Raw genomic sequence first — 22053 nt, forward strand, 5'->3', positions numbered from 1 at the left:
TTTAAACTGGAGGAATTGATTATGTCTAAAAAGATTTTAATTGTTGATGATGCTGCTTTCATGCGTATGATGATTAAAGATATTTTAACGAAAAATGGCTATGAGGTAGTAGGCGAGGCAGCGGATGGTGCACAAGCAGTCGAAAAATACAGCGAATTACGTCCTGATTTAGTAACGATGGATATTACAATGCCAGAAATGGACGGTATCGCGGCACTAAAAGCAATTAAAGGGACAGACCCAAATGCTATTGTAATAATGTGCTCTGCGATGGGACAGCAAGCGATGGTAATTGATGCGATTCAAGCTGGTGCTAAAGATTTCATCGTAAAGCCATTCCAAGCTGACCGAGTAATTGAAGCAATCCAAAAAGCTTTAGGTTAATAGAATGCTAAAAAATAAATCATTACATGCGTATTTTTTTGTTATGCTGCTTGTATTGATTGCCGTTTTTTCACCAACTGAAGCATACGCTGCGCAAGATGGCTATGTTATTGATCATTTGAAGAACAGTCCATCTTCCGATGATATTGATGCTGAAACAGATGCCGCTACAGATGAAAATGCCCCGGCATCTGGCTCTTTCAGTTTATGGAGCTATATGAAAGTATTGTTTGCACTTATTTTGGTTCTTGCTTTATTGATAGGTGTGCTTAGATTTTTAAATAAACGCAATGTAAAATACCAACAAAATAGTGTTGTTCGCAATGTTGGTGGACTTTCGGTTGGCGCACAAAAATCCGTTCAAATTATTCAAGTAGGCAACCATCTTTATATGATTGGTGTCGGTGACAATGTTCAACTATTAAAAGAGCTTTCAGATGAAGAAGAAATTGAGCAAATTTTGGCGCAGTATGAAGATAAGCAACTGACGATGCCAACAGTACCACATATTGTTGAGCTGTTTACGAAAAAATCAGAGCAGAAGCAAAAAACGGAACAACAAGTAGAAAGCTTTGGCAATATATTCGATAAAAGATTATCAGAAATAAAAAAAGAACGTAGTAATGGACTAGAGCAATGGAAAGAAAAGGAGCATGATAAGCAATGATGGCATTAATTACTGCATTCTCTGATTTTGATCCAGCAAATGTCTCAACGTCAGTCAAACTACTTCTTTTATTAACAGTGCTGTCCTTAGCACCTAGTATTTTAATTTTAATGACTTCCTTTACTCGTATCGTCATTGTGCTCTCTTTTACTAGAACGGCATTAGCCACACAGCAAATGCCTCCAAACCAAGTGATTATAGGGTTAGCATTATTTTTAACATTTTTTGTTATGGCACCTACCTTTCAGGAGGTAAATGATCAAGCATTGCAACCATTATTTAACGAGGAAATTGATTTGGAAGAGGCCTATGATCGCGCCGCTATACCTTTTAAGGAATTTATGGCTAAGCATACGAGGCAAAAGGATTTAGAATTATTTATTGCATACAATCAAGCAGAGCGACCAACAACAATTGAGGAAATACCGCTGACGATGCTCGTGCCTGCCTATGCATTAAGTGAAATAAAAACAGCATTTCAAATGGGTTTTATGATTTTCATTCCGTTTTTAGTTATTGATATGGTTGTCGCAAGTACACTTATGTCGATGGGGATGATGATGTTACCGCCCGTTATGATTTCATTGCCATTTAAAATTTTGCTATTCGTATTAGTAGATGGCTGGTATCTAGTAATGAAATCATTACTTCAAAGTTTTTAGGGGATGATACATAATGACACAGGAAATGGTCATTTCAATTGCAGAGCGAGCAATTTTTGTTGTCCTTGTTACGTCGGGACCGCTACTTCTTATTGCATTAGCGACAGGGCTAATGGTGAGTATTTTTCAAGCGACGACATCCATTCAGGAGCAAACATTAGCGTTCGTACCAAAAATTGTTGCCGTGTTAGTAGCAATTGTCTTTTTTGGTCCGTTTATGATTTCACAGATGACAAACTTTTTTCATGAGATTTTAAATAATTTGGTTCGTTACATAGGATAGAAGATGGCAGAATTAGTTCCTCAAATAACCGTTTTGCTATTGATGTTCGTTCGTGTATCTGCCTTTTTTGTATCAGTCCCGTTATTTTCATATCGTACAATACCGCCTCAAATGAGAATTGCTCTAGCGTTTGCGTTATCGTTAATTATGTATTACGCATTTCCAAACGAGGCAATTGCATTTGATGGTTATTACATATTACTCGTATTAAAAGAAGCTATTATTGGATTAATGCTAGGGTTAACCGCCTATATCATTATGTCAGCAGTCCAAATTGCCGGTGGCTTCATTGATTTCCAAATGGGCTTTGCAATGGCCAATATTATTGATCCACAAACAGGTACTCAAAGTCCATTAATGGGTCAATTTTTTAACTTCCTAGCGCTTTTAACAATGCTAGCTATAAATGGACATCATTTGCTGTTAGATGGTATTTATTACAGCTATCAATTTATGCCGATGAATCAATTTTTCCCTAGTTTCGGCAGTGAGGCGACTGTGGATTTTATTATTAAAATGTTTGTGGCTGTATTTGCAATCGCCTTTCAAATGTCAGCTCCAATAATTGCAACACTATTTTTAGTTACAGTGGCACTTGGAATTACAGGGAAAACTGTACCGCAAATGAATATTTTCGTCGTTGGTTTCCCAATTAAAATTGCAGTGGGTTTTATCATTTTAGTCATTACGATGGGTGTAATGGTAGGCGTTATGCAAAAGTTGATTGAAATGATGATTGTGCACTTACGAGATTTAATGGTTCTTTTAGGTGGTGGCTAACATGAAACTTTATATTACACTGGACCTCCAATTTTTTGCAGGTGAAAAAACGGAGAAAGCGACGCCTAAAAAACGTCAAGATGCGAGAAAAAAGGGGCAAGTATTAAAAAGCCAAGATGTAACTGCCGCTTTTTTATTACTTATAACATTTGCTTTTTTATTCATTGCGGCTCCGTTCATGTTTAGCGGTTTAATAGACTTCTTGAATCAAGCTTTTGGACGTAATCTACTAATCGATACGATGACAGTTGATACAGTGATGGAGATGTATTTTGAATCATTAAAAGAAATGGCGATGCTTGTTTTGCCAATTATGGTAGTTGCGATGGTTGCGGGTATTGGAGCTAACTATTTTCAATTTGGACTTCTATTTACAACAGAAACATTAAAATTAGATTTAAAAAAAATGGACCCTATAAAGGGAATAAAGAAAATTATTTCGACACGAGCGATTATTAATTTAATTAAATCGTTGTTGAAAGTTGCATTTATTGGCACTGTAACGACAACTGTTATTTGGATGAATTTAGAAAATGTTTTATCGCTCGCTTTTAAAAGCCCGTGGGAAATTTTGGGTACAGTTGCCTATTTGACAGGCATTATGGGACTTGCGGCAGCTTTAATGTTAATATTTATCGCGCTTTTGGATTATTTTTATGAAAAATATGAATATGAAAAGCAATTAAAAATGTCAAAGCAAGACATTAAAGATGAATATAAAAATAGCGAGGGTGACCCCTTGATTAAGTCAAAAATTAAGCAGCGCCAACGTGAAATGGCGATGCGCCGCATGATGCAAGAAATACCGTCGGCTGATGTTGTTATTACAAACCCGACGCACTACGCTATTGCTTTAAAGTATGATGAGAATAGCATGGATGCACCGCGTGTAATTGCAAAAGGGACAGATTTTGTTGCTCAAAAAATTAAAATGATTGCCAAGGAACATGATGTCATAATGGTGGAAAATCGACCACTAGCGCGTGCGATGTATGACCAAGTTGAAATTGGTGATGCCGTACCAGAAGAGTTTTTTAAAGCAGTAGCAGAAATTTTAGCGTATGTGTATCGTATTAAACGCAAAATTTAGCAGGAGGGAAAGTAATGAAAATTCGCGATATAGGGGTTTTAGCTGCGGTTATTTTAGTAGTAGCGATGCTCATTATCCCTCTACCTACGTGGTTATTAAGCTTTCTAATTATTATTAATATTACGCTAGCTTTACTCGTATTATTAACAGCAATGAATATGAAGGAAGCTTTAGACTTCTCCATTTTTCCGTCCGTTATTTTATTACTGACATTATTCCGTTTAGGATTAAGTGTATCTACTACGCGAGCAATTTTAGCAAACGGAGATGCAGGGGATGTTGTTGATACATTTGGTAATTTCGTAACAGGTGGAAATATTTTAGTTGGTTTAGTTATTTTCATGCTGTTAGTAATTATCCAATTTATTGTTATTACAAAAGGGGCGGAGCGTGTAGCTGAAGTAGCAGCACGTTTTACATTAGATGCGATGCCTGGTAAGCAAATGAGCATTGATGCCGATTTAAACGCTGGTATTATTTCTGAAAAAGAAGCGCGTGAACGCCGCGATAAAGTAGCAGGAGAATCGGATTTTTACGGAGCGATGGATGGTGCCACTAAGTTCGTAAAAGGAGATGCAATCGCCTCTATTATTATGGTATTTATTAACCTATTATTCGGTATGATTATAGGGATTGTCAGCTTAGATTTAAGCTTTTCGGAGGCAGCCAATAAATTCTCGATTTTAACTGTCGGAGATGGTCTTGTATCGCAAATCCCAGCACTATTAATTTCAACTGCAACAGGTATTGTTGTAACGCGTGCAGCATCAGATGGTAATCTTGGAGAAGATATTACAAAGCAACTATTTGCACAATCGAAGCTGCTTTATGTAGCGGGTGCAACTATTTTCTTACTTGGTCTATTCACACCTATTCCATTTTGGATTACGATTCCAATTGCAGCAGCTTTAGCAATCGGTGCTTGGTTAATGGATCATAAAAAAGAAGAAAGCCCTGAAGAATTGCTCGAGTTGGAGGAAGAAGTAGCAACGGATACGATGAAAAGTCCTGAAAATGTCGTTAGTTTATTAAGTGTTGACCCGATTGAATTTGAGTTTGGCTATGGCTTAATTCCACTTGTTGATGCGGCACAGGGCGGAGATTTATTAGACCGCGTTGTTATGATACGTCGTCAGCTTGCCTTAGAGCTAGGTATTGTTATCCCTGTTGTACGAATTCGTGATAATATACAGTTACAGCCGAATGAATATCGCATTAAAATAAAGGGCAATGAAATGGCGCGCGGAGAGCTTCTATTAGACCACTTTTTAGCAATGAGTCCTGGCGATGATGATAGCATCGATGGCATTGATACAATCGAGCCTTCCTTTGGTCTACCTGCAAAATGGATTACAGAGCAGGTGAAGGAAGAGGCCGAAATGCTTGGCTATACAGTTGTTGATCCACCAAGCGTTGTTTCAACGCATTTGACGGAAATGATTCGAGCAAATGCTTACGAATTACTTGGACGTCAAGAAACGAAGCAATTAATTGATCATTTACGTGAAACACATGCTATTTTAGTAGAAGAACTAACACCTGCCCCATTGTCTATTGGAGAAATTCAAAAGGTGCTTAGCAAATTATTGCGTGAAAATGTATCCATTCGTAATTTACCAATTATTTTTGAAACATTAGCAGACTATTCAAAGCTAACGAGTGATACAGATATTTTAACTGAATATGTAAGACAAGCACTTGCAAGACAAATTACGACGCAATACGTCAACGGTCAACCAGCACTTAAAGTAATTACTGTTTCGGCGAAAGTAGAGAAGCTAATCGCAGACAGTATTCAACAAACAGACCACGGCAATTATTTAGCGATGGACCCGCATGACTCTCAGCTAGTGCTTGAAACGATTGCTAAAGAAGTAGAGCGGGTTTCCTATATGGAGCAATCCCCGTTAATTTTATGCTCACCGGGAGTGCGTATGTATTTGCGTCAATTAACGGAACGTTATTTCCCGCAAATCCCTATTTTAAGCTACAATGAGCTTGATGCCGCTGTGGAAATTCAAAGTGTTGGAGTGGTGAATGTTGAATGAAGATGAAGAAATATAATGCCCCATCAATTGCGGAAGCCATGAAATTGATTCGGGCTGAGCTCGGTGATGATGCTGTAATTTTAAATTCAAAGGTCGTCGTCAATAAAAAGTTTTTTGGTCTAGTGAAAAAGAAAAGCTTTGAAGTTGTGGCAGGAGTTGATAAGGTGGAAGCGAAGCCCGTTTTTCCACCTTTACAAGACTTGCAATCTTTGAAGCCGATAATAGAGGCTGCTGCACCATCTATAATGAAAGAACAAGAGCAGGCTATTTCTAAAAAAACATCTGCAGAAGAAGACTCTACAATGACAAACGAATTAAAAAAGGAAATTGCAGATTTAAAATTAATTATGCAATCTTTACATCGACAATCCATTCAGTCAAAATATCCCGATGAACTCTTGCACTTTATCGACTATTTGAAACAGCAAGAGCTGAATGAAGAGCTCATCACACAAGTTAGTGATGAGCTTTTTGTTCATACAGAAAATCTTGCTACTATTGACTTTGATGATTTCCAAGAAGCGACAAGGCGCATTTTAGAGCGGCAATTAAGAGGTATTGAAATAGGTGCTGTTTCTTATGACCGTAAATATATTAATGTGCTTGGACCTACAGGTGTAGGAAAGACGACAACGATTGCAAAAATGGCTGCCCGAGCTGTGCTCGAAAAGAAAAAAAAGGTCGGTTTTATTACGACGGATACGTACCGAATTGCAGCAATTGAACAATTGAAAACATATGCAGGCTTGTTACAAGTGCCGATTGAAATTGTTTACAGCGCTGAAGATTATAAAGCAGCGATTGAGAAGTTTGCCCATTTAGATTTAGTGTTTATCGATACAGCAGGTCGAAATTATAAAGAAGCAAGGTATATTACTGATTTGCAGCGCCTTATTAATTTCGGTGACGAGGTACAAACTTTTTTAGTACTATCACTAACATCGAAAGAACAAGACTTAGAAACAATCATTCAGCAGTTTAATCAAATTCATGTCGAAAAATTCATTTTTACGAAGCTGGATGAAACAAATTCTATTGGCACAATGTTCAATTTAATGATTAAATATAAGAAAGGACTTGCTTACTATACAAATGGGCAAGAAGTACCAGAGGATATAGAGGAGCCAAGTTTAGAAAAATTATTTGAGTTGTTCTTTCAAGGAGAAATTAAATGAGAGATCAGGCTGAAATTTTGCGAATGAAAATGTTAGAAAGTCAGGGTGCTTTAGGAAAGTCAATAGCGATTGTAAGCGGTAAAGGCGGTGTAGGAAAAAGTAATTTTACAACGAATTTTGCGGCATTATTAGCGAAAGAAGGAAAAAACGTCGTCATTTTAGATATGGATATCGGTATGGGAAACATTCATATTCTTTTTGGGAAAACGACAGAATATAGTTTAAAAGATTATTTGCAAGGTAGTGTAACGCTTGACCAAGTGATGTTTGCAGGGCCAAATGAGGTACGTTACATTTCTGGAGGCTCGGGTATGTCGGCGCTTGTTGAATGGTCTGACGCGATGTTTGAGGCGCTTATTTCAGCCTTTAGACAGCTTCAGCAATCCTTTGATTATATTTTATTCGATATGGGTGCTGGTGCAACAAACTGGTCGCTTGACTTGCTAACATCTATTGATGAAATAATCGTTATTTCTACAGCAGAACCAACCGCTATTATGGATGCCTACTCGATGATGAAATTTATTCATCTAAAGGACAGCGAAAAAACATTTTATATATTATGTAATCGCGTAATGTCTAAGGAAGAAGGGCAAGAAACGCTAGGGCGGCTAAATGGAGCTATGCAAAAGTTCATGTCAAAAGAAACAATACCGCTTGGCTCACTGCCAGAGGACCCTGTTGTAAGAAAAGCTGTTAGGGAGCAGGTACCGTTTACTATTTTATATCCGAACGCTCCAATTTCGAAAACGATGCAGCAAATTGTCCAGCGTTTTCTGCAGGAAACAACAGAAGAAATACATGCACCGAAACATTCGAATAATTTGTTAACAAAACTGAGAAGTATTTTTTCGAAAGGGCGTGATTAGTTGGGATTCTCAAGTAAAAAAAAGTTGCTGATCGTGGATGACTCGGCTTTTATGAGAAAGCTAGTTGGCGACTTTTTTGATGGTAACTTAAATATTGAAGTGGTGGGAACAGCGCGCAATGGAAAAGATGCGATTGAAAAAATACAGAAACTACAGCCAAATGTTGTCACGATGGATGTAGAAATGCCTGAAATGAATGGGTTAGATGCATTAAGAGAAATTATGAGTATTTGTCCAGTTCCTGTAGTCATGCTCTCAAGTACAACAAAGCAAGGAACAGAAAATACATTGATAGCAATGGAGTATGGTGCTGTAGATTTTGTCGCAAAAACTAGTGGTACGATTTCTCTCGATTTACATAAAATTAAAGAGGAATTAGTTCAGAAAGTAGAATCGGCAGCCAATATTTCTGTAACGAAGCTAAAAAGACCGCTAGAAGTAGCTCGAAAAACAGAGCCTTTTAAAGCGGAAAGGCCATTTAATATTCCGCACATAAAAAAGCAGCAACCAGTCACGTCACCCATTCCAAATAAAAGAGAATGGAGCAAAACGTCTAAAAAAATTATTTTAATTGGTACATCCACAGGAGGACCCCGTGCATTACAAGAAGTGATTACGAAAATTCCTGAAAATGTTAATGCACCAATTTTAATTGTACAACATATGCCAGCAGGCTTCACGAAATCTTTGGCCAATCGTTTAGATCAACTAAGTAGTATTCATGTAAAAGAAGCAGAGCAAGGCGATATTTTAAAAGATGGCGTTGCCTATATCGCGCCTGGAGGCTACCATTTAAAGCTTCGAAAAATAGGAACAACTTACGCTATCGTTCTCGATCAAACAGAGCCACCGAGGTCGGGACATCGCCCATCAGTGGATGTCATGTTTGAAGATGTTAGTAGCTGTCATGATATGGATAAAATCGCAGTTATTATGACTGGTATGGGACAGGATGGTGCGAATGGTTTAAAAGCATTAAAGAAATCAGGTAATGTAAGGGCAATTGCTGAGTCTGCTGATACGTGTATCGTTTATGGTATGCCAAAAGCAGCGGTAGAAACGCAGCTTGTTGATGAAGTGGTAGACGTAGATCATATCGCGCAAACGATTATGAAATATATGTATTAAAGGGGTGCCTTCATAAATGGAAGTGAATCAATATTTAGAAATGTTCATCGAAGAGAGCAAAGAGCATTTACAGGCGTGCAGTGAGCATTTATTAGAATTAGAAAAAAATCCAGAAGATTTATCAATTGTGAATGAAATTTTCCGTTCTGCCCATACATTGAAGGGTATGTCTGCAACAATGGGCTTCGAGGACTTAGCAGACTTGACACATAAAATGGAAAATGTTTTAGATGCAATTCGCAATGAGAAAATTAAAGTAACGCCAGAAATTTTAGACATCGTTTTTGAATCTGTTGATCATTTAGAAGAGATGGTAATGGATATCGCGGAAGGCGGAGACGGCAAGCGCGATGTACAAGCTACAGTAGCGCAGTTAAAACGCATTGAAGCAGGTGAAGAGCTAGCAAAGGCAGCGGAAGAAACAGCTGCGACAATTGTTCAGCATGAGTCAAAATTAACATATGATGATTTTGAAAAAACAGTGTTGGCACAATCAATTGAACAAGACCATTTTGCATACGAAATTTCTGTCACATTGCGTGAAGACTGTCTATTAAAAGCTGCACGTGTCTTTATGGTTTTTGAGATTTTAGAGAAAAATGGTGATGTCATTAAATCTGTTCCAACTGTCGATAATTTGGAAGAAGAACAGTTTGATCAAACATTCCAAATTGCCTATATTTCAAAGGAACAAGCTGATGATTTACAAAAGAAACTAATGAAAGTTTCAGAAGTAGAAGAAGTAATCGTCATTCCTCTCAATGAAAATGTTTTAAAGTCAGAGAAAAAGCTAGAAGTAGCGGAGGAAGCGCCACAGGAGCAGCAGGAAATAGTAAAAGTTGCAGCAGAGCCGGTGGCAACAAATAACAAGGCGCCATCATCGAATAGCAAATCAGGTAGTCATGTTTCCAACAAAATGATTCGCGTAAATATTGAGCGTCTCGATATTTTAATGAATTTATTTGAGGAGCTTGTGATTGATCGAGGTCGACTGCAATCTATTTCGGCAGAAGTCAATCACCCTGAATTAAATGAAACAGTAGAGCGTATGAGTCGGGTAATGGGCGATTTACAAAATATTGTATTAACAATGCGCATGGTGCAAGTGGAAACAGTATTTAACCGCTTCCCGAAAATGGTGCGCCAACTGTCACGTGACCTAAATAAAAAAATCAATTTGGAAATTATTGGGGCAGAAACAGAATTAGACCGTACAGTTATCGATGAAATTGGTGATCCACTCGTACATTTAATTCGTAATTCCCTTGACCATGGAATCGAAAGTCCAGAAATGCGTATGGCGAAAGGAAAGCCAGAGGAAGGTACTGTGCAACTTCGTGCTTTCCATAGTGGAAACTATGTATTCATTGAAATCGAGGACGATGGCGCGGGCATTAATCAAGAAAAGGTTTTAGCAAAGGCTCTTGCTAAAGGAGTTGTAACAGCAGAGACGGCTAAAACATTATCGGATAAACAAATTAATGAGCTTATACTAGCTTCTGGATTCTCGACAGCAGATGTGATTTCTGACATTTCTGGTCGTGGCGTAGGGCTGGATGTGGTGAAAACAACAATTGAGTCATTAGGAGGAAATATTTCAATTGACTCTACTGAAGGTGTTGGCTCAACATTCTCAATCCAGCTACCTTTAACATTATCGATTATTTCTGTCATGCTTGTAGAAATCGAAAAAGAAATTTATGCGATTCCTTTATCATCAATTATTGAAACATCGATTATTCGCCATTCGGAAATTTTAAATGCGCATAATCAAAAAGTAATTGATTTCCGCGGTAAAGTCGTACCGCTTGTGTTCTTAGATGAAATCTTTGAAGTGCCTCGTACAGAAGCGCAGGACGATGAATTTTATTCAGTGGTAATTGTCCGTAAAGGGGAAAAGCTTGCTGGTTTAGTTGTAGATTCCTTTATTGGTCAGCAAGAAATTGTATTAAAATCTTTAGGAAATTACTTAACAAATATTTTTGCGATTTCAGGTGCAACAATTTTAGGAAACGGAAAAGTAGCATTAATTGTTGATTGTAATGCGCTAATGAAGTGATAAGGATAAGAAGAGGTGTAAACTATGACAAATGCTGTTGAACAAGAATATATTAAAGTAATTGTTTTTCAATTAGCAGATAAAGAGTATGCGATTCCGGTATCACATGTGCAAGGAATTGAAAAGTTAATGCATATTACGCGAGTGCCTAAAACGCCATCCTACGTAAAGGGAGTTATTAATTTACGTGGTGTTGTAACACCGATTATCGATTTACGCGAGCGCTTTAATTTGCCGATTGTTGGAGAGGAAGACGCAGCACGTATTATTATAATTACGCTAGAAGATATGGAAGTAGGCTTTGTTGTTGATTCGGCAAATGACGTTTTAGATATTGCAGCAGGCTCTATCGAACAGCAGCCAGAGGTAGTTGGTTCTTTGGAAGAAGAGTTTATTTCAGGCGTTGCAAAGCTGGACAATCGCTTGTTAATTTTATTGCATTTAGACAGAGTATTAAATCCATTAAGCTAAAATGATGCCTCTAAATAGCCTCAGCTGTTTAGAGGCTACTAAAGTAGGGATATGAGATGAATTTTAATCAAAAAATTACTTCACTACATTTAGATGTATTAAAGGAAATCGGGAATATCGGTGCTGCACACGGAGCGACTGCTCTATCAGATTTATTAAATAAAAAAATTGATATGCAAGTACCTAAAGTCGAAATGGTAACCTTTGAACATATGATGGAGCTAGCAGGAGGCTCTGAAACAGTTGTAGTTGGTGTTTTTTTAAGAATCGAAGGGGATATTGAGGGCAGTATGTTTTTCATCTTACCGATTGAGCAGGCGAACCGTTTTATTCGTCGCTTAATTCATGATGAGACATTTGATTTTTACAAGACCCCTGTGTCAGAGCTTGCATTGTCAGCTATGCAGGAAATGGGCAATATTTTATCGGGCTCTTATTTATCGGCTTTATCAGATTTCACGAAGTTAAAAATCTATCCGACTGTACCGGGATTAAGTGTTGATATGTTCGGCGCTATTATTAGTACAGGTTTAATCGAGTTATCTCAAGTAAGCGACCATGTTATCGTTATTAACACATCCATTTTTGAAGAAGATATTGCACTCGACGAAGCTGTACATGGCCATTTTTTCTTGTTACCAGACCCAGATTCGTTTGCAACAATTTTCAAGGTGTTAGGTGTATCGTAGATGCTAGTGTCTAACACAATTGTTAAAGTAGGTATTGCACAAATGGATGTAGTAAAGGCTCCCCACACAATTCGCACATCTGGCTTAGGGTCGTGTGTCGGTGTCGTGATTTATGACGAAACAAAACAAATCGCTGGTTTAATTCATGTTATGCTTCCTGATTCGAGTTTAGGTAAAGTAGATGCAACAAATGTAGCAAAATTTGCTGACACAGGTATTAAGGCGTTATTAGATTTGCTAAAAGCTGAGGGCGTTCAAACATTTAAACTAAAGGCTAAAATCGCCGGTGGTGCACAAATGTTCCAATTCACGTCTGATAAAAGCTCGATGCGTATTGGACCGCGTAATGTAGAAGCTGTGAAAAATGAACTGAGCAAATATAAAATTCCTCTTATTGCAGAGGACACAGGTGGAAACAGTGGTCGAACAATTGAATTTAACCCTGTTACGAGCATGTTAAATATTCGTACAGTGAACCGAGGGGTGAGTGAAATATAATGCTTGGTTCGATTTTAATTAACTGTTGGGTTGCGCTATTTAGTTTTACGGCGTATTTCGTCTATGCAATTCAAAATCCATTAGCGACACCAATCCCAACAATCGGAATGTCATTGGGTGTAGCGGCGATTGGCTTTATCATCGTATTCCCGCTGCGATATGTCTTAGGCTATATTTTTTATACACCAGAAGAAATTGTCTTTAGCGAAGAACATGATGAAGTTGCTGAAATCACCACTTCTGAGGAGCAACCATTTGTACAGCAAAATGCTACATCAACAGTCGAATTTGCTGATGAAAGTACAGAGGATATCGCACAAGTTGTGCGCACGATGATGCATAGGGAAGATGAAATGGTAAAGAGCCCTTCTTCTTAATGCTAAATCAAGAAATATAGAACTGTTTAGAAGCATTGAAGATTTTCTGAACAGTTCTTTTTTTGTTAAAATGTGTCTAACGTACATATGAAAAATATGAATAAATTTGTTATAATCATTATAATAATACTTTATGTCGACACAGTGACACAGCTCTCACTGTAGCGACATAAAATCTATGGCAATTCGCTTGAATAAGTTGACAGAGGCACGATTGATTTCAAAGAGAGGTGGATACGTGTGACACAACCGATGGTAAATGATGAGCAAAATCTTTGGCATAGCTGGACGATGGAGCGAGATGTAGAAGCTGGCAATCAATTAATAAAAAAATATAAACCGCTTGTATCTTATCATGTGCAGCGTATCGGGGCTGGGTTACCTAAAAATGTTTCGAGAGATGACTTATATAGTCTAGGCATGATGGGGTTATTCGATGCTTTAAATAAGTTTGATATAAAGAGAGATTTAAAGTTTGACACATATGCGTCCTTTCGTGTAAGAGGCGCGATTATAGACGGTTTACGCAAGGAAGACTGGCTACCGCGCTCAGCCCGAGAAAAAGCCAAGAGGCTTGAGGCGCAAATTGAGGCACTTGAGCAAAAGCTAATGCGTCATGCCACACCAGAGGAATTAGCAGAGCATATGCAATTACCAATTGAAGAAATCTATCAAACGGTGCAAGAGCACTTTTTCTCAAATGTGTTGTCGATTAATGAGCAGCAAGATCAAGAAGAGGTGGAAGGAAAAACATTTGTTATACGCGATGATGATACGCGTACACCAGAGCAGGAAGTTGTGCATAACGAGCTTCTAGCCGATTTAGGGCGCAATATTGAAAAGCTTAATGAAAAAGAGCAGCTTGTGCTGAGCTTATTTTATACCGAAGAGATGACGCTCACAGAAATTGGCGAAATGCTCGAATTATCAACTTCTCGAATATCACAAATTCACTCAAAGGCGTTATTTAAGCTAAGGAAGTTTTTATCGTCAGAAGTCATTAATTCATAGGAGTGATTAGCATGAGTTTAAAGGGTGTGGAATTACAAATCGCAATTCCTAAAACTTTTGATGCTGGGAAAATGGCTGACCAGCAGCATCAAAATAATATACTTCAACAAATGCATGCCAATGAAGCACTAAAAAAAGAATTAGAGCGAAAGCAAAAAACAGTGAATGATACTGAAAATTTAGATGCCATTTCAGACGAAGAAAGCCACAATGAGGCAAATGCTGAGCAGCAAAAAAAGAAAAAGCAAACAAAAGAGGAAAAAGAAAAAGCACATCACCCGTTTAAAGGAAACTTTATTGACTATAGCGGATAGGAGAAAGCATGAATTCAGTTATTAGTGTTTTATTGATAGGGCTTATTATTTCACAGCTTATTATTTTTTATTTAATTATCATCTTGAATAATAAAGTGGCTAAATTTAAAGATTTAGAAATTAGACAAGATCAGTTAATGCAGGAAATGGACGATGCTATCGGTGTTTATTTAATTGAAATGCGCGAGGAAAATGATCGCTTGCTGCGCGAATTAAACGAGGCAAAAAACGTGATGCCAAGCGCCCAGCAAGCTACACAAGAAGTTGCATCAACGTTGGAGATAAGGAATGAGCCGCTGTCTGAAAATATTTTGAAGGAGCAAGTGCAAATCGAAAAGAAAGCCTTTGTCCCTAAAAATATTGCAGCAAGTGTCTATAGGCAGCACAAGGCAAAGGAGCCTGAAAAACATGAAGCACCGGCAGCAAAACGAGAGCCATTGACACCAGAGCAACAAATTATTGCTATGTATAAAAACGGGCAATCTGTTGAAGAAATCGCCAAACAAGCTCAAAAAGGCAAAACAGAAATCGAACTCCTTATTAAATTTCATCAGGGGGAGAGCGTCTGACAAGCATGCAAAGCACTGCTTGTCAGACTTTTTTTGTTAAGAAATTTATCCCGTATTAACAGGCTGTAAGACCCCCACTTCAAAACAACAGATAAAATCAAGATGTTTAAGTGGGGGATCCAACAGCCTGTAAAAACCCGATTGGTGAAACTACCAATCAGTGGGGGATGAAGAAAACCCCCACTGATTGAAGGTTCACTTTATAGAATTTTGCATTGTGGATAGTTTTCTGGCAAAACAATAATAGGAACCACTCTTTTATTAATTAGTTGCAAGCTGTCCAAAAGTATGCTATATTTTATAGCGGTGTTAACAATACACACGTATTTTGATGTAGTAAGTGGTGCTCTATATTATAGAGTTACTTGTTGCAGATGACAAATACGGAGGGAAAAAACCAAACAATTAGGAGGAACTAAACATGTCAGTAATTTCAATGAAACAATTACTTGAAGCTGGTGTACATTTCGGTCACCAAACACGCCGTTGGAACCCAAAAATGAAAAAATACATTTTTGTTGAGCGTAACGGTATTTATATTATCGATTTACAAAAAACAGTTAAAAAATTAGAAGAGGCTTATGACTTCATGCGTCAAGTTGGCGAAGAAGGCGGAAAAGTACTTTTCGTTGGTACTAAAAAACAAGCACAAGAAGCGATTAAAGAAGAAGCTGAGCGTTCAGGTAACTACTACATCAACCAACGTTGGTTAGGTGGTACTTTAACAAACTTCGGTACAATTCAAAAACGTGTTGCACGTATGAAAGAAATCGAAAAAATGGAAGAAGATGGTATATTCGAAGTTCTTCCTAAAAAAGAAGTTATTCAAATTAAAAAAGAGCATGAGCGTCTAGTGAAATTCTTAGGCGGTATCCGTGATATGTCAGCTATTCCAGATGTAATGTTTGTAGTAGACCCACGTAAAGAGCGTATTGCTGTTGCGGAAGCTCGTAAATTAAACATCCCTCTAGTAGGTATTGTTGATACAAACTGTGATCCAGATGAAATCGACTATGTAATCCCTGCGAACGATGACGCTATTCGCGCTGTTAAATTATTAACTGCAAAAATGGCTGACGCGCTAATCGAGTCTAAACAAGGTGAATCAGAAGCTCCAGCTGTTGAAGAAGAAACAGTAGCTGCTGAGTAATTATTCCTTTTTACACAATGGTGATAAGTGGCTGATCCCTCTTATCACCTTTTTTTGAGAATACAATATTAATTTTATCTATTTCGAGGAGGCACACTTAAAATGGCAATCACTGCACAATTAGTTAAAGAATTACGTGAAAAAACTGGCGCTGGTATGATGGACTGTAAAAAAGCGTTAGTAGAAACAGATGGTAACTTAGAAGCGGCAATCGATTTCTTACGTGAAAAAGGTTTAGCGGCTGCAGGTAAAAAAGCTGACCGCATCGCTGCGGAAGGTACTACTTACATTTTAGAAAATGGCAACGAAGCAATTCTTCTTGAAGTTAATGCTGAAACAGATTTCGTTGCGAAAAACGACAAGTTCCAAGACCTAGTTGCTAGCTTAGCGGAGCAATTATTAGCTGCGAAACCAGCATCAGTAGAAGCTGCTTTCGACCTTGAAAAAGACGGTGTTAAAATCGTTGATCAAATTTCTCAAGCTACAGCTACAATTGGAGAAAAAATCTCTTTACGTCGTTTTGAAATCAAAACTAAAACAGATGCTGATGCATTTGGCGCATACTTACACATGGGTGGTCGCATCGGTGTATTAGTTACTTTAGAAGGCTCTACAGACGCTGTAGCTGCAAAGGATATCGCAATGCATATCGCTGCAATTAACCCAACTTACGTATCTCGTGACGAAGTTTCTGCTGAAGAAGTTGAGCGTGAGCGCAAAGTATTAACTGAACAAGCTCTAAACGAAGGTAAACCAGAAAACATCGTAGCAAAAATGGTAGAAGGTCGCCTTGGTAAATACTTCGAAGACGTTTGCTTACTTGACCAAACTTTCGTTAAAAACTCAGACCAAAAAGTTCGTGACTTCGTAAAATCAACTGGTGGTAATGTAACTGCATTCACTCGTTATGCTGTAGGTGAAGGTATTGAAAAACGCGAAGATAACTTTGCTGAAGAAGTAATGAACCAAGTTAAAGGTAACTAATCTTATATCTCAAATTGAGAACTACATTTAGGGAGCACAGCACTAGCGTGTTCCCTCTTTTTCAAGCAAAATTCAAGTGAATTAACAAATTTAACTATATTTTAAACATACAAGTGACGGAGGTTTACTATGAGTGTGCCAAAATACAAACGTGTAGTAATTAAACTAAGCGGTGAAGCGTTAGCTGGAGAAGCGGGCTTTGGATTAGCGCCAAAAATAATTAAAGATGTTGCAGCTGAAGTGAAGCAAGTAGTGGATCTTGGTGTAGAAGTGGCAGTAGTAGTAGGCGGAGGAAACATTTGGCGTGGCAAAGTAGGTAGCGAAATGGGAATGGACCGCGCTGCTGCTGACTATATGGGCATGTTGGCAACTGTTATGAACTCTTTAGCATTACAAGATGCATTAGAGAAATTAGGCATCGAAACACGTGTACAATCATCAATTGTGATGACACAGGTTGCTGAACCATACATTCGTCGTAAAGCTGTACGTCATCTTGAGAAAAAGCGCGTTGTTATTTTTGCAGCAGGAACAGGTAACCCATTCTTCTCTACAGATACAACAGCTGCATTGCGTGCGGCTGAAATCGATGCAGAAGCGATATTAATGGGGAAAAATAATGTGGATGGCATTTACTCAGCGGACCCAAAAACGGATCCAAACGCAGTAAAATACGATGAGTTATCATACTTAGATGTAATTCAACAAGGGTTACAAGTAATGGATTCAACAGCGTCTACTTTATGTATGGACAACGACATTCCATTAATAGTATTCTCATTAATGGAAGAAGGAAATATTAAACGTGCTGTCACGGGCGAAAAAATTGGAACTGTTGTTAGGAGGAATTCATAATGGCAAAGCAAGTTTTAGAACAAGCAAAAGATAAAATGGAAAAATCATTGAGCGCATATTCACGTGAACTAGCATCTATTCGTGCTGGACGTGCCAACGCATCATTATTAGACCGCATTTCTATCGATTACTATGGTGCCCCAACACCAATTAACCAATTAGCGGGGATTTCAGTACCAGAAGCTCGTCTTTTAGTGATTTCACCTTATGATAAAACAGCATTAGGTGAAATAGAAAAGGCAATTATGAAGTCAGATATTGGTATTACACCAACAAATGACGGAACGGTTATTCGTTTAGCAATTCCTGCATTAACAGAAGAACGTCGTAAAGAGCTTGTGAAGCAAGTGAAAAAGGAAGCTGAGGATGCAAAAATCGCAGTTCGTAACGTTCGTCGTGATGCGAATGATGAATTGAAAAAGCTTGAAAAAGGCGGCGAAATTACAGAGGATGATCTGCGCGGCTATAATGATGATATTCAAAAGCTAACAGACGAATTTATCACAAAAATCGACGATGTAACAAAAGAAAAAGAACAAGAAATTTTATCTGTATAATGACGATAGAACTTTAAGTGAATTAAGGCGTCCTTTCAAACAGGACGTCTTTTTTATCTTGATGGATAGACCTTTGCTTAATTCAATGAGTGGTAAAAGAAAAGGCTGAATCATAAATTATTTACATACTATCAAAAGATAATGAATACATGTTGTGGTGGAAGGCGTAATTAGGAAATTTCCATGCTATGACCGGTGGAATATGGCAATTACTAACGAGGGCGAATAGGTTGACATATGTCAAAGAAATTAATAATAAAACACCTTATATTATGAGACGCGTATGTTAAAATATATTAGAGATATAATTGATTGTTCTATTACTTTAATCAATTATGCCTATACTAACTCTAGTCTAGATTTTTTCGAGCTTGCGTAAGTAGTTGTTTTTCAAAATATATGACATCCGCCACAACTATATCTTAATTCAATGAATATTTAATTACGATTGAATCAAAGTAGGCATTTAATTTGCCATCTGTAGTGGGAAAAGCTGAATCAAGATAGAGTGCCGTAGGTGTATGCAATACTATCATGATGTCTGAATACGATAAAATAGGTCCGATATGCAAGTAGTTGGAGGAATAGGCTATGTTTAAAAAGCTGTTAGGAAAAAAAATAAATAAAAATGAAATCGAATATAATAGCAAGAGCTTAATTGATGCAGAGGTTCCTTCGCATATTGCGATTATTATGGACGGCAATGGTAGATGGGCGAAAAAGCGTGCGATGCCAAGAATTGCCGGACATCATGAAGGAATGAAAACTGTGCGGAAAATTACGCGCTATGCTTGTGATTTAGGTGTGGATATTTTAACATTATACGCTTTTTCAACGGAAAATTGGAAGCGCCCTAAATCGGAAGTTGAGTTTTTAATGGGACTACCCGAACAATTTCTTAATTCCTTTTTACCAGAGCTGATGGAGCGCAATATTCGAGTGCAAATGATTGGAGATGTGGAAAGCTTGCCTATGCATACGCAGAAGGCTTTACACCATGCAATCAATACAACAAAGCATAATACGGGCTTAATTTTAAATTTTGCGATGAATTATGGTAGTCGTGCAGAGCTTGTGCTAGCAATGAAGCATATTATGCAGGAAGTGGCAGCAGGCAAGCTAACAATTGATGAGGTAACAGAAGAGCATATTAGTGCTAATTTAATGACTTCCCATTTACCTGAGCCAGATTTATTGATTCGCACAAGTGGAGAAGTACGTTTAAGCAATTTTATGTTGTGGCAGCTAGCCTATACTGAATTTTTATTTACAGATACGCTATGGCCAGATTTTGATGAGCAATGCTTATTAAAGGCAGTCCAGCAGTATCAGCAACGAAATAGACGGTATGGCGGGCTGAAAGGAGAAGAGCAGTAGTGAAGCAACGAATCATAACAGCAGTTATTGCAGCGGCGTTATTTATACCTTTCGTCGTTTATGGGCAATGGCCATTCGCTTTATTAGTTTATGCAATGGCAGCAGTAGGATTATATGAGATTTTAAAGTTGAAAGGGATTGCGGTTTTTTCTGTGCCGGGAATATTAGGAGCACTCACATTGTTTACCATTTTGCTACCGAAAAATGTAGCGGAAAAAGTGCTTGAAATAACAAGCTATACAAAATTTGAACTTCTTATTATTGGTGTTATTTTATTGCTTGTTTATTCGGTTATTGTGAAAAATCATTTTACATTTGATGATGTAGCCTTTGTTATTTTAAGCACATTATATGTTGGCATTGGCTTTTATTATTTTATCGAAACGCGTGAAGCAGGATTAGTATTTGTTATTTTTGCCTTGCTTATTGTTTGGACAACCGATTCTGGCGCATATTTTATTGGTCGTCGCTTCGGGAAAAATAAGCTATGGCCAGAAATATCCCCGAATAAAACGGTGGAAGGCTTTTTAGGTGGTATAGCAGTTGCTGTTATTGCGGCAATCATTATGCAGCTAATTGTGCCGTTTACTATTTCATGGCTTTTATTAATCATCATTGTCATTATTAGCTCGATATTCGGACAAATGGGTGACTTAGTAGAGTCTGCTATTAAACGACATTATGATGTTAAGGATTCAGGTACAATTTTACCTGGTCATGGTGGCATTTTAGACCGCTTTGATAGCTTATTATTCGTTTTACCATTATTAAACTTGCTGCATTTCGTTAACTAATGAAGGGAAGTAAAGAAGTTGAAAAAAATTAGCTTATTAGGAGCAACAGGCTCTATTGGTTTACAAACGATTGATATTTTAAAAGCACAAAAAGAGACTTTTCAGCTTGTTGCAGTATCTTCAGGACGAAACATAGAGGCAACAAAGCAAATTATAAATGAATTGCAGCCACAGCTTGTATCTGTTCAAGATGCCGAGGATGCACGTCGCTTACAACAGGAATATCCACATATTGAGATTACCTATGGTGCAAAAGGGCTTGTGGAAGTAGCCACACATCCAGAAACAGCGGTATTACTTAATGCCGTATTAGGTAGCGTCGGCTTAGAAGCTACTTTAGCAGCGATTCGCATGGGGAAAACGATTGCCATTGCGAATAAGGAAACACTTGTTACTGCAGGGCATCTAGTAATGGCAGAGGCGCGTAAATATAATGCGCCGATTTTACCTGTTGATAGTGAGCATTCCGCTTTATTCCAATCTATGAATGGTGAAAATCCTAACAATATTGAGCGTTTAATTTTGACCGCTTCAGGCGGCTCATTCCGCGACCGTAGTCGTGAAGAGTTGCAGCATGTGACAGTAAAGGATGCTTTAAATCATCCCAATTGGTCAATGGGTGCTAAAATTACGATTGATTCTGCCACGATGATGAATAAAGGACTTGAAGTGATTGAAGCACATGTTTTATTCGACATGTCATACGATAAAATTGATGTATTATTGCATCGCGAGAGCATTATTCATTCATTAGTGGAATACCATGATACGAGCGTTATTGCACAGCTTGGTACGCCGGATATGCGCGTGCCAATCCAATATGCGCTTAGCTATCCAGAGCGTGTACCAGTGCAAGGTGGACAGCGTTTAAATTTAGCACAAATTGGGCAATTATCATTTAAAGAGATTGATTTTGAGCGCTTTAAAGCATTGCAGCTTGCATATGATGCAGGACGTGCAGGTGGAACGATGTTAACAGCGATGAACGCTGCAAATGAAGCAGCTGTTTCGTTGTTTTTACAAGAAAAAATAACATTTTTACAAATCGAGGAGCTTATTGAACGTGTAATGCTTGCACATAATAATATATTGCTACCAGATTTGGAGACAATTTTACATGTAGATAGTGAAACGAGAAAAACGGTTATAGACATGGTAAAATAGAATGAATCTATAATGAGTATGTTTTTCACCAAGTTTTAACATAGCATATAAATATGCTTATGCTACTAGCATTGAGAAGCAACAAAGGAAAAGTTACA

The 22053-nt window shown here is 37.9% G+C and carries 25 protein-coding genes; all 25 read left to right on the top strand.

What is annotated here, in order from left to right:
- The first annotated feature begins 21 nt into the window (after positions 1-21).
- Complete coding sequence (locus tag C9J36_RS03955; protein ID WP_066170053.1) at positions 22-384, top strand: response regulator; 363 nt, start codon at positions 22-24, stop codon at positions 382-384.
- Between the two features lie 4 nt (positions 385-388).
- On the top strand, positions 389-1051 hold the full coding sequence (locus C9J36_RS03960) for a flagellar biosynthetic protein FliO (protein WP_107942292.1): 663 nt from the start codon (positions 389-391) through the stop codon (positions 1049-1051).
- A complete protein-coding gene (gene fliP, locus C9J36_RS03965; RefSeq protein WP_066170061.1) occupies positions 1048-1713 on the top strand; it encodes a flagellar type III secretion system pore protein FliP in 666 nt (221 codons plus the stop codon). The genes C9J36_RS03960 and fliP overlap by 4 nt, the downstream gene beginning before the upstream one ends.
- A gap of 13 nt (positions 1714-1726) precedes the next feature.
- Positions 1727-1996, top strand: coding sequence for a flagellar biosynthesis protein FliQ (gene fliQ, locus C9J36_RS03970; RefSeq protein ID WP_066170064.1), 270 nt, complete (start codon positions 1727-1729; stop codon positions 1994-1996).
- Positions 1997-1999: 3 nt separating this feature from the next.
- Positions 2000-2776: a flagellar biosynthetic protein FliR gene (fliR, locus tag C9J36_RS03975; protein ID WP_066170070.1), complete on the top strand. Its 777-nt coding sequence runs from the start codon at positions 2000-2002 to the stop codon at positions 2774-2776.
- 1 nt (position 2777) lies between these two features.
- Complete coding sequence (gene flhB, locus C9J36_RS03980; protein WP_107942293.1) at positions 2778-3866, top strand: flagellar biosynthesis protein FlhB; 1089 nt, start codon at positions 2778-2780, stop codon at positions 3864-3866.
- Between the two features lie 14 nt (positions 3867-3880).
- Positions 3881-5914, top strand: a complete 2034-nt coding sequence (gene flhA / locus C9J36_RS03985) for a flagellar biosynthesis protein FlhA (protein WP_066170074.1) — start codon at positions 3881-3883, stop codon at positions 5912-5914.
- Positions 5911-7089 carry a flagellar biosynthesis GTPase FlhF gene (flhF, locus tag C9J36_RS03990; RefSeq protein ID WP_107942294.1) on the top strand — a complete coding sequence of 393 codons (1179 nt, stop codon included), beginning with the start codon at positions 5911-5913 and terminating at the stop codon, positions 7087-7089. Before flhA ends, flhF begins: the two co-directional genes overlap by 4 nt.
- Entirely contained in the window at positions 7086-7958 is an 873-nt protein-coding gene (locus C9J36_RS03995; RefSeq protein WP_066170077.1) for a MinD/ParA family protein, read from the top strand. The genes flhF and C9J36_RS03995 overlap by 4 nt, the downstream gene beginning before the upstream one ends.
- 51 nt (positions 7959-8009) lie before the next feature.
- Positions 8010-9086 carry a protein-glutamate methylesterase/protein-glutamine glutaminase gene (locus C9J36_RS04000; RefSeq protein ID WP_107943075.1) on the top strand — a complete coding sequence of 359 codons (1077 nt, stop codon included), beginning with the start codon at positions 8010-8012 and terminating at the stop codon, positions 9084-9086.
- A gap of 16 nt (positions 9087-9102) precedes the next feature.
- Positions 9103-11145, top strand: a complete 2043-nt coding sequence (locus tag C9J36_RS04005; protein WP_107942295.1) for a chemotaxis protein CheA — start codon at positions 9103-9105, stop codon at positions 11143-11145.
- Between the two features lie 24 nt (positions 11146-11169).
- Positions 11170-11616, top strand: a complete 447-nt coding sequence (locus C9J36_RS04010) for a chemotaxis protein CheW (RefSeq protein WP_066170082.1) — start codon at positions 11170-11172, stop codon at positions 11614-11616.
- A 56-nt stretch (positions 11617-11672) separates the two neighbouring features.
- Positions 11673-12305, top strand: coding sequence for a chemotaxis protein CheC (locus C9J36_RS04015; RefSeq protein WP_066170089.1), 633 nt, complete (start codon positions 11673-11675; stop codon positions 12303-12305).
- Positions 12306-12803: a chemotaxis protein CheD gene (locus C9J36_RS04020; protein ID WP_066170092.1), complete on the top strand. Its 498-nt coding sequence runs from the start codon at positions 12306-12308 to the stop codon at positions 12801-12803. It begins immediately after the preceding gene.
- Positions 12803-13180 (top strand): hypothetical protein, encoded by a 378-nt coding sequence (locus C9J36_RS17340; protein WP_066170095.1) that lies wholly within the window; start codon positions 12803-12805, stop codon positions 13178-13180. The genes C9J36_RS04020 and C9J36_RS17340 overlap by 1 nt, the downstream gene beginning before the upstream one ends.
- 240 nt (positions 13181-13420) lie before the next feature.
- Positions 13421-14191, top strand: a complete 771-nt coding sequence (locus C9J36_RS04030) for a FliA/WhiG family RNA polymerase sigma factor (RefSeq protein WP_066170099.1) — start codon at positions 13421-13423, stop codon at positions 14189-14191.
- 11 nt (positions 14192-14202) lie between these two features.
- On the top strand, positions 14203-14505 hold the full coding sequence (locus tag C9J36_RS04035; protein ID WP_066170104.1) for an RNA polymerase subunit sigma: 303 nt from the start codon (positions 14203-14205) through the stop codon (positions 14503-14505).
- An 8-nt stretch (positions 14506-14513) separates the two neighbouring features.
- A complete protein-coding gene (locus C9J36_RS04040; RefSeq protein WP_235616005.1) occupies positions 14514-15074 on the top strand; it encodes a DUF6115 domain-containing protein in 561 nt (186 codons plus the stop codon).
- 421 nt (positions 15075-15495) lie between these two features.
- Positions 15496-16224 (top strand): 30S ribosomal protein S2, encoded by a 729-nt coding sequence (rpsB, locus tag C9J36_RS04050; RefSeq protein ID WP_066170113.1) that lies wholly within the window; start codon positions 15496-15498, stop codon positions 16222-16224.
- 102 nt (positions 16225-16326) lie between these two features.
- On the top strand, positions 16327-17208 hold the full coding sequence (gene tsf / locus C9J36_RS04055) for a translation elongation factor Ts (protein WP_107942296.1): 882 nt from the start codon (positions 16327-16329) through the stop codon (positions 17206-17208).
- A 129-nt stretch (positions 17209-17337) separates the two neighbouring features.
- Positions 17338-18063, top strand: a complete 726-nt coding sequence (gene pyrH / locus C9J36_RS04060; protein WP_066170118.1) for a UMP kinase — start codon at positions 17338-17340, stop codon at positions 18061-18063.
- A complete protein-coding gene (gene frr, locus C9J36_RS04065; protein ID WP_066170121.1) occupies positions 18063-18620 on the top strand; it encodes a ribosome recycling factor in 558 nt (185 codons plus the stop codon). The genes pyrH and frr overlap by 1 nt, the downstream gene beginning before the upstream one ends.
- Before the next feature lie 591 nt (positions 18621-19211).
- Positions 19212-19997 (top strand): undecaprenyl pyrophosphate synthase, encoded by a 786-nt coding sequence (uppS, locus tag C9J36_RS04070; protein WP_066170123.1) that lies wholly within the window; start codon positions 19212-19214, stop codon positions 19995-19997.
- The gene (locus C9J36_RS04075) at positions 19997-20791 is read left to right on the top strand and encodes a phosphatidate cytidylyltransferase (RefSeq protein WP_107942297.1); all 795 of its coding nucleotides are present in this window, start codon (positions 19997-19999) and stop codon (positions 20789-20791) included. The genes uppS and C9J36_RS04075 overlap by 1 nt, the downstream gene beginning before the upstream one ends.
- Positions 20792-20809: 18 nt before the next feature.
- Complete coding sequence (gene dxr, locus C9J36_RS04080) at positions 20810-21955, top strand: 1-deoxy-D-xylulose-5-phosphate reductoisomerase (protein ID WP_107942298.1); 1146 nt, start codon at positions 20810-20812, stop codon at positions 21953-21955.
- Positions 21956-22053: the final 98 nt, after the last annotated feature.

The organism is Metasolibacillus fluoroglycofenilyticus (assembly GCF_003049645.1).
GTDB classification, from domain to species: domain Bacteria; phylum Bacillota; class Bacilli; order Bacillales_A; family Planococcaceae; genus Metasolibacillus; species Metasolibacillus fluoroglycofenilyticus.

Coding starts and splice junctions, on each gene's coding strand:
- uppS (WP_066170123.1), top strand. CDS start 19,212: ATGTTTAAAAAGCTGTTAGGAAAAAAAATAAATAAAAATGAAATCGAA.
- C9J36_RS03960 (WP_107942292.1), top strand. CDS start 389: ATGCTAAAAAATAAATCATTACATGCGTATTTTTTTGTTATGCTGCTT.
- flhF (WP_107942294.1), top strand. CDS start 5,911: ATGAAGATGAAGAAATATAATGCCCCATCAATTGCGGAAGCCATGAAA.
- frr (WP_066170121.1), top strand. CDS start 18,063: ATGGCAAAGCAAGTTTTAGAACAAGCAAAAGATAAAATGGAAAAATCA.
- flhA (WP_066170074.1), top strand. CDS start 3,881: ATGAAAATTCGCGATATAGGGGTTTTAGCTGCGGTTATTTTAGTAGTA.
- C9J36_RS04015 (WP_066170089.1), top strand. CDS start 11,673: ATGAATTTTAATCAAAAAATTACTTCACTACATTTAGATGTATTAAAG.
- C9J36_RS04040 (WP_235616005.1), top strand. CDS start 14,514: ATGAATTCAGTTATTAGTGTTTTATTGATAGGGCTTATTATTTCACAG.
- fliP (WP_066170061.1), top strand. CDS start 1,048: ATGATGGCATTAATTACTGCATTCTCTGATTTTGATCCAGCAAATGTC.
- pyrH (WP_066170118.1), top strand. CDS start 17,338: ATGAGTGTGCCAAAATACAAACGTGTAGTAATTAAACTAAGCGGTGAA.
- C9J36_RS03995 (WP_066170077.1), top strand. CDS start 7,086: ATGAGAGATCAGGCTGAAATTTTGCGAATGAAAATGTTAGAAAGTCAG.
- tsf (WP_107942296.1), top strand. CDS start 16,327: ATGGCAATCACTGCACAATTAGTTAAAGAATTACGTGAAAAAACTGGC.
- rpsB (WP_066170113.1), top strand. CDS start 15,496: ATGTCAGTAATTTCAATGAAACAATTACTTGAAGCTGGTGTACATTTC.
- flhB (WP_107942293.1), top strand. CDS start 2,778: ATGAAACTTTATATTACACTGGACCTCCAATTTTTTGCAGGTGAAAAA.
- C9J36_RS04010 (WP_066170082.1), top strand. CDS start 11,170: ATGACAAATGCTGTTGAACAAGAATATATTAAAGTAATTGTTTTTCAA.
- C9J36_RS04005 (WP_107942295.1), top strand. CDS start 9,103: ATGGAAGTGAATCAATATTTAGAAATGTTCATCGAAGAGAGCAAAGAG.
- C9J36_RS03955 (WP_066170053.1), top strand. CDS start 22: ATGTCTAAAAAGATTTTAATTGTTGATGATGCTGCTTTCATGCGTATG.
- C9J36_RS17340 (WP_066170095.1), top strand. CDS start 12,803: ATGCTTGGTTCGATTTTAATTAACTGTTGGGTTGCGCTATTTAGTTTT.
- C9J36_RS04020 (WP_066170092.1), top strand. CDS start 12,306: ATGCTAGTGTCTAACACAATTGTTAAAGTAGGTATTGCACAAATGGAT.
- fliR (WP_066170070.1), top strand. CDS start 2,000: ATGGCAGAATTAGTTCCTCAAATAACCGTTTTGCTATTGATGTTCGTT.
- C9J36_RS04035 (WP_066170104.1), top strand. CDS start 14,203: ATGAGTTTAAAGGGTGTGGAATTACAAATCGCAATTCCTAAAACTTTT.
- C9J36_RS04000 (WP_107943075.1), top strand. CDS start 8,010: ATGAGAAAGCTAGTTGGCGACTTTTTTGATGGTAACTTAAATATTGAA.
- fliQ (WP_066170064.1), top strand. CDS start 1,727: ATGACACAGGAAATGGTCATTTCAATTGCAGAGCGAGCAATTTTTGTT.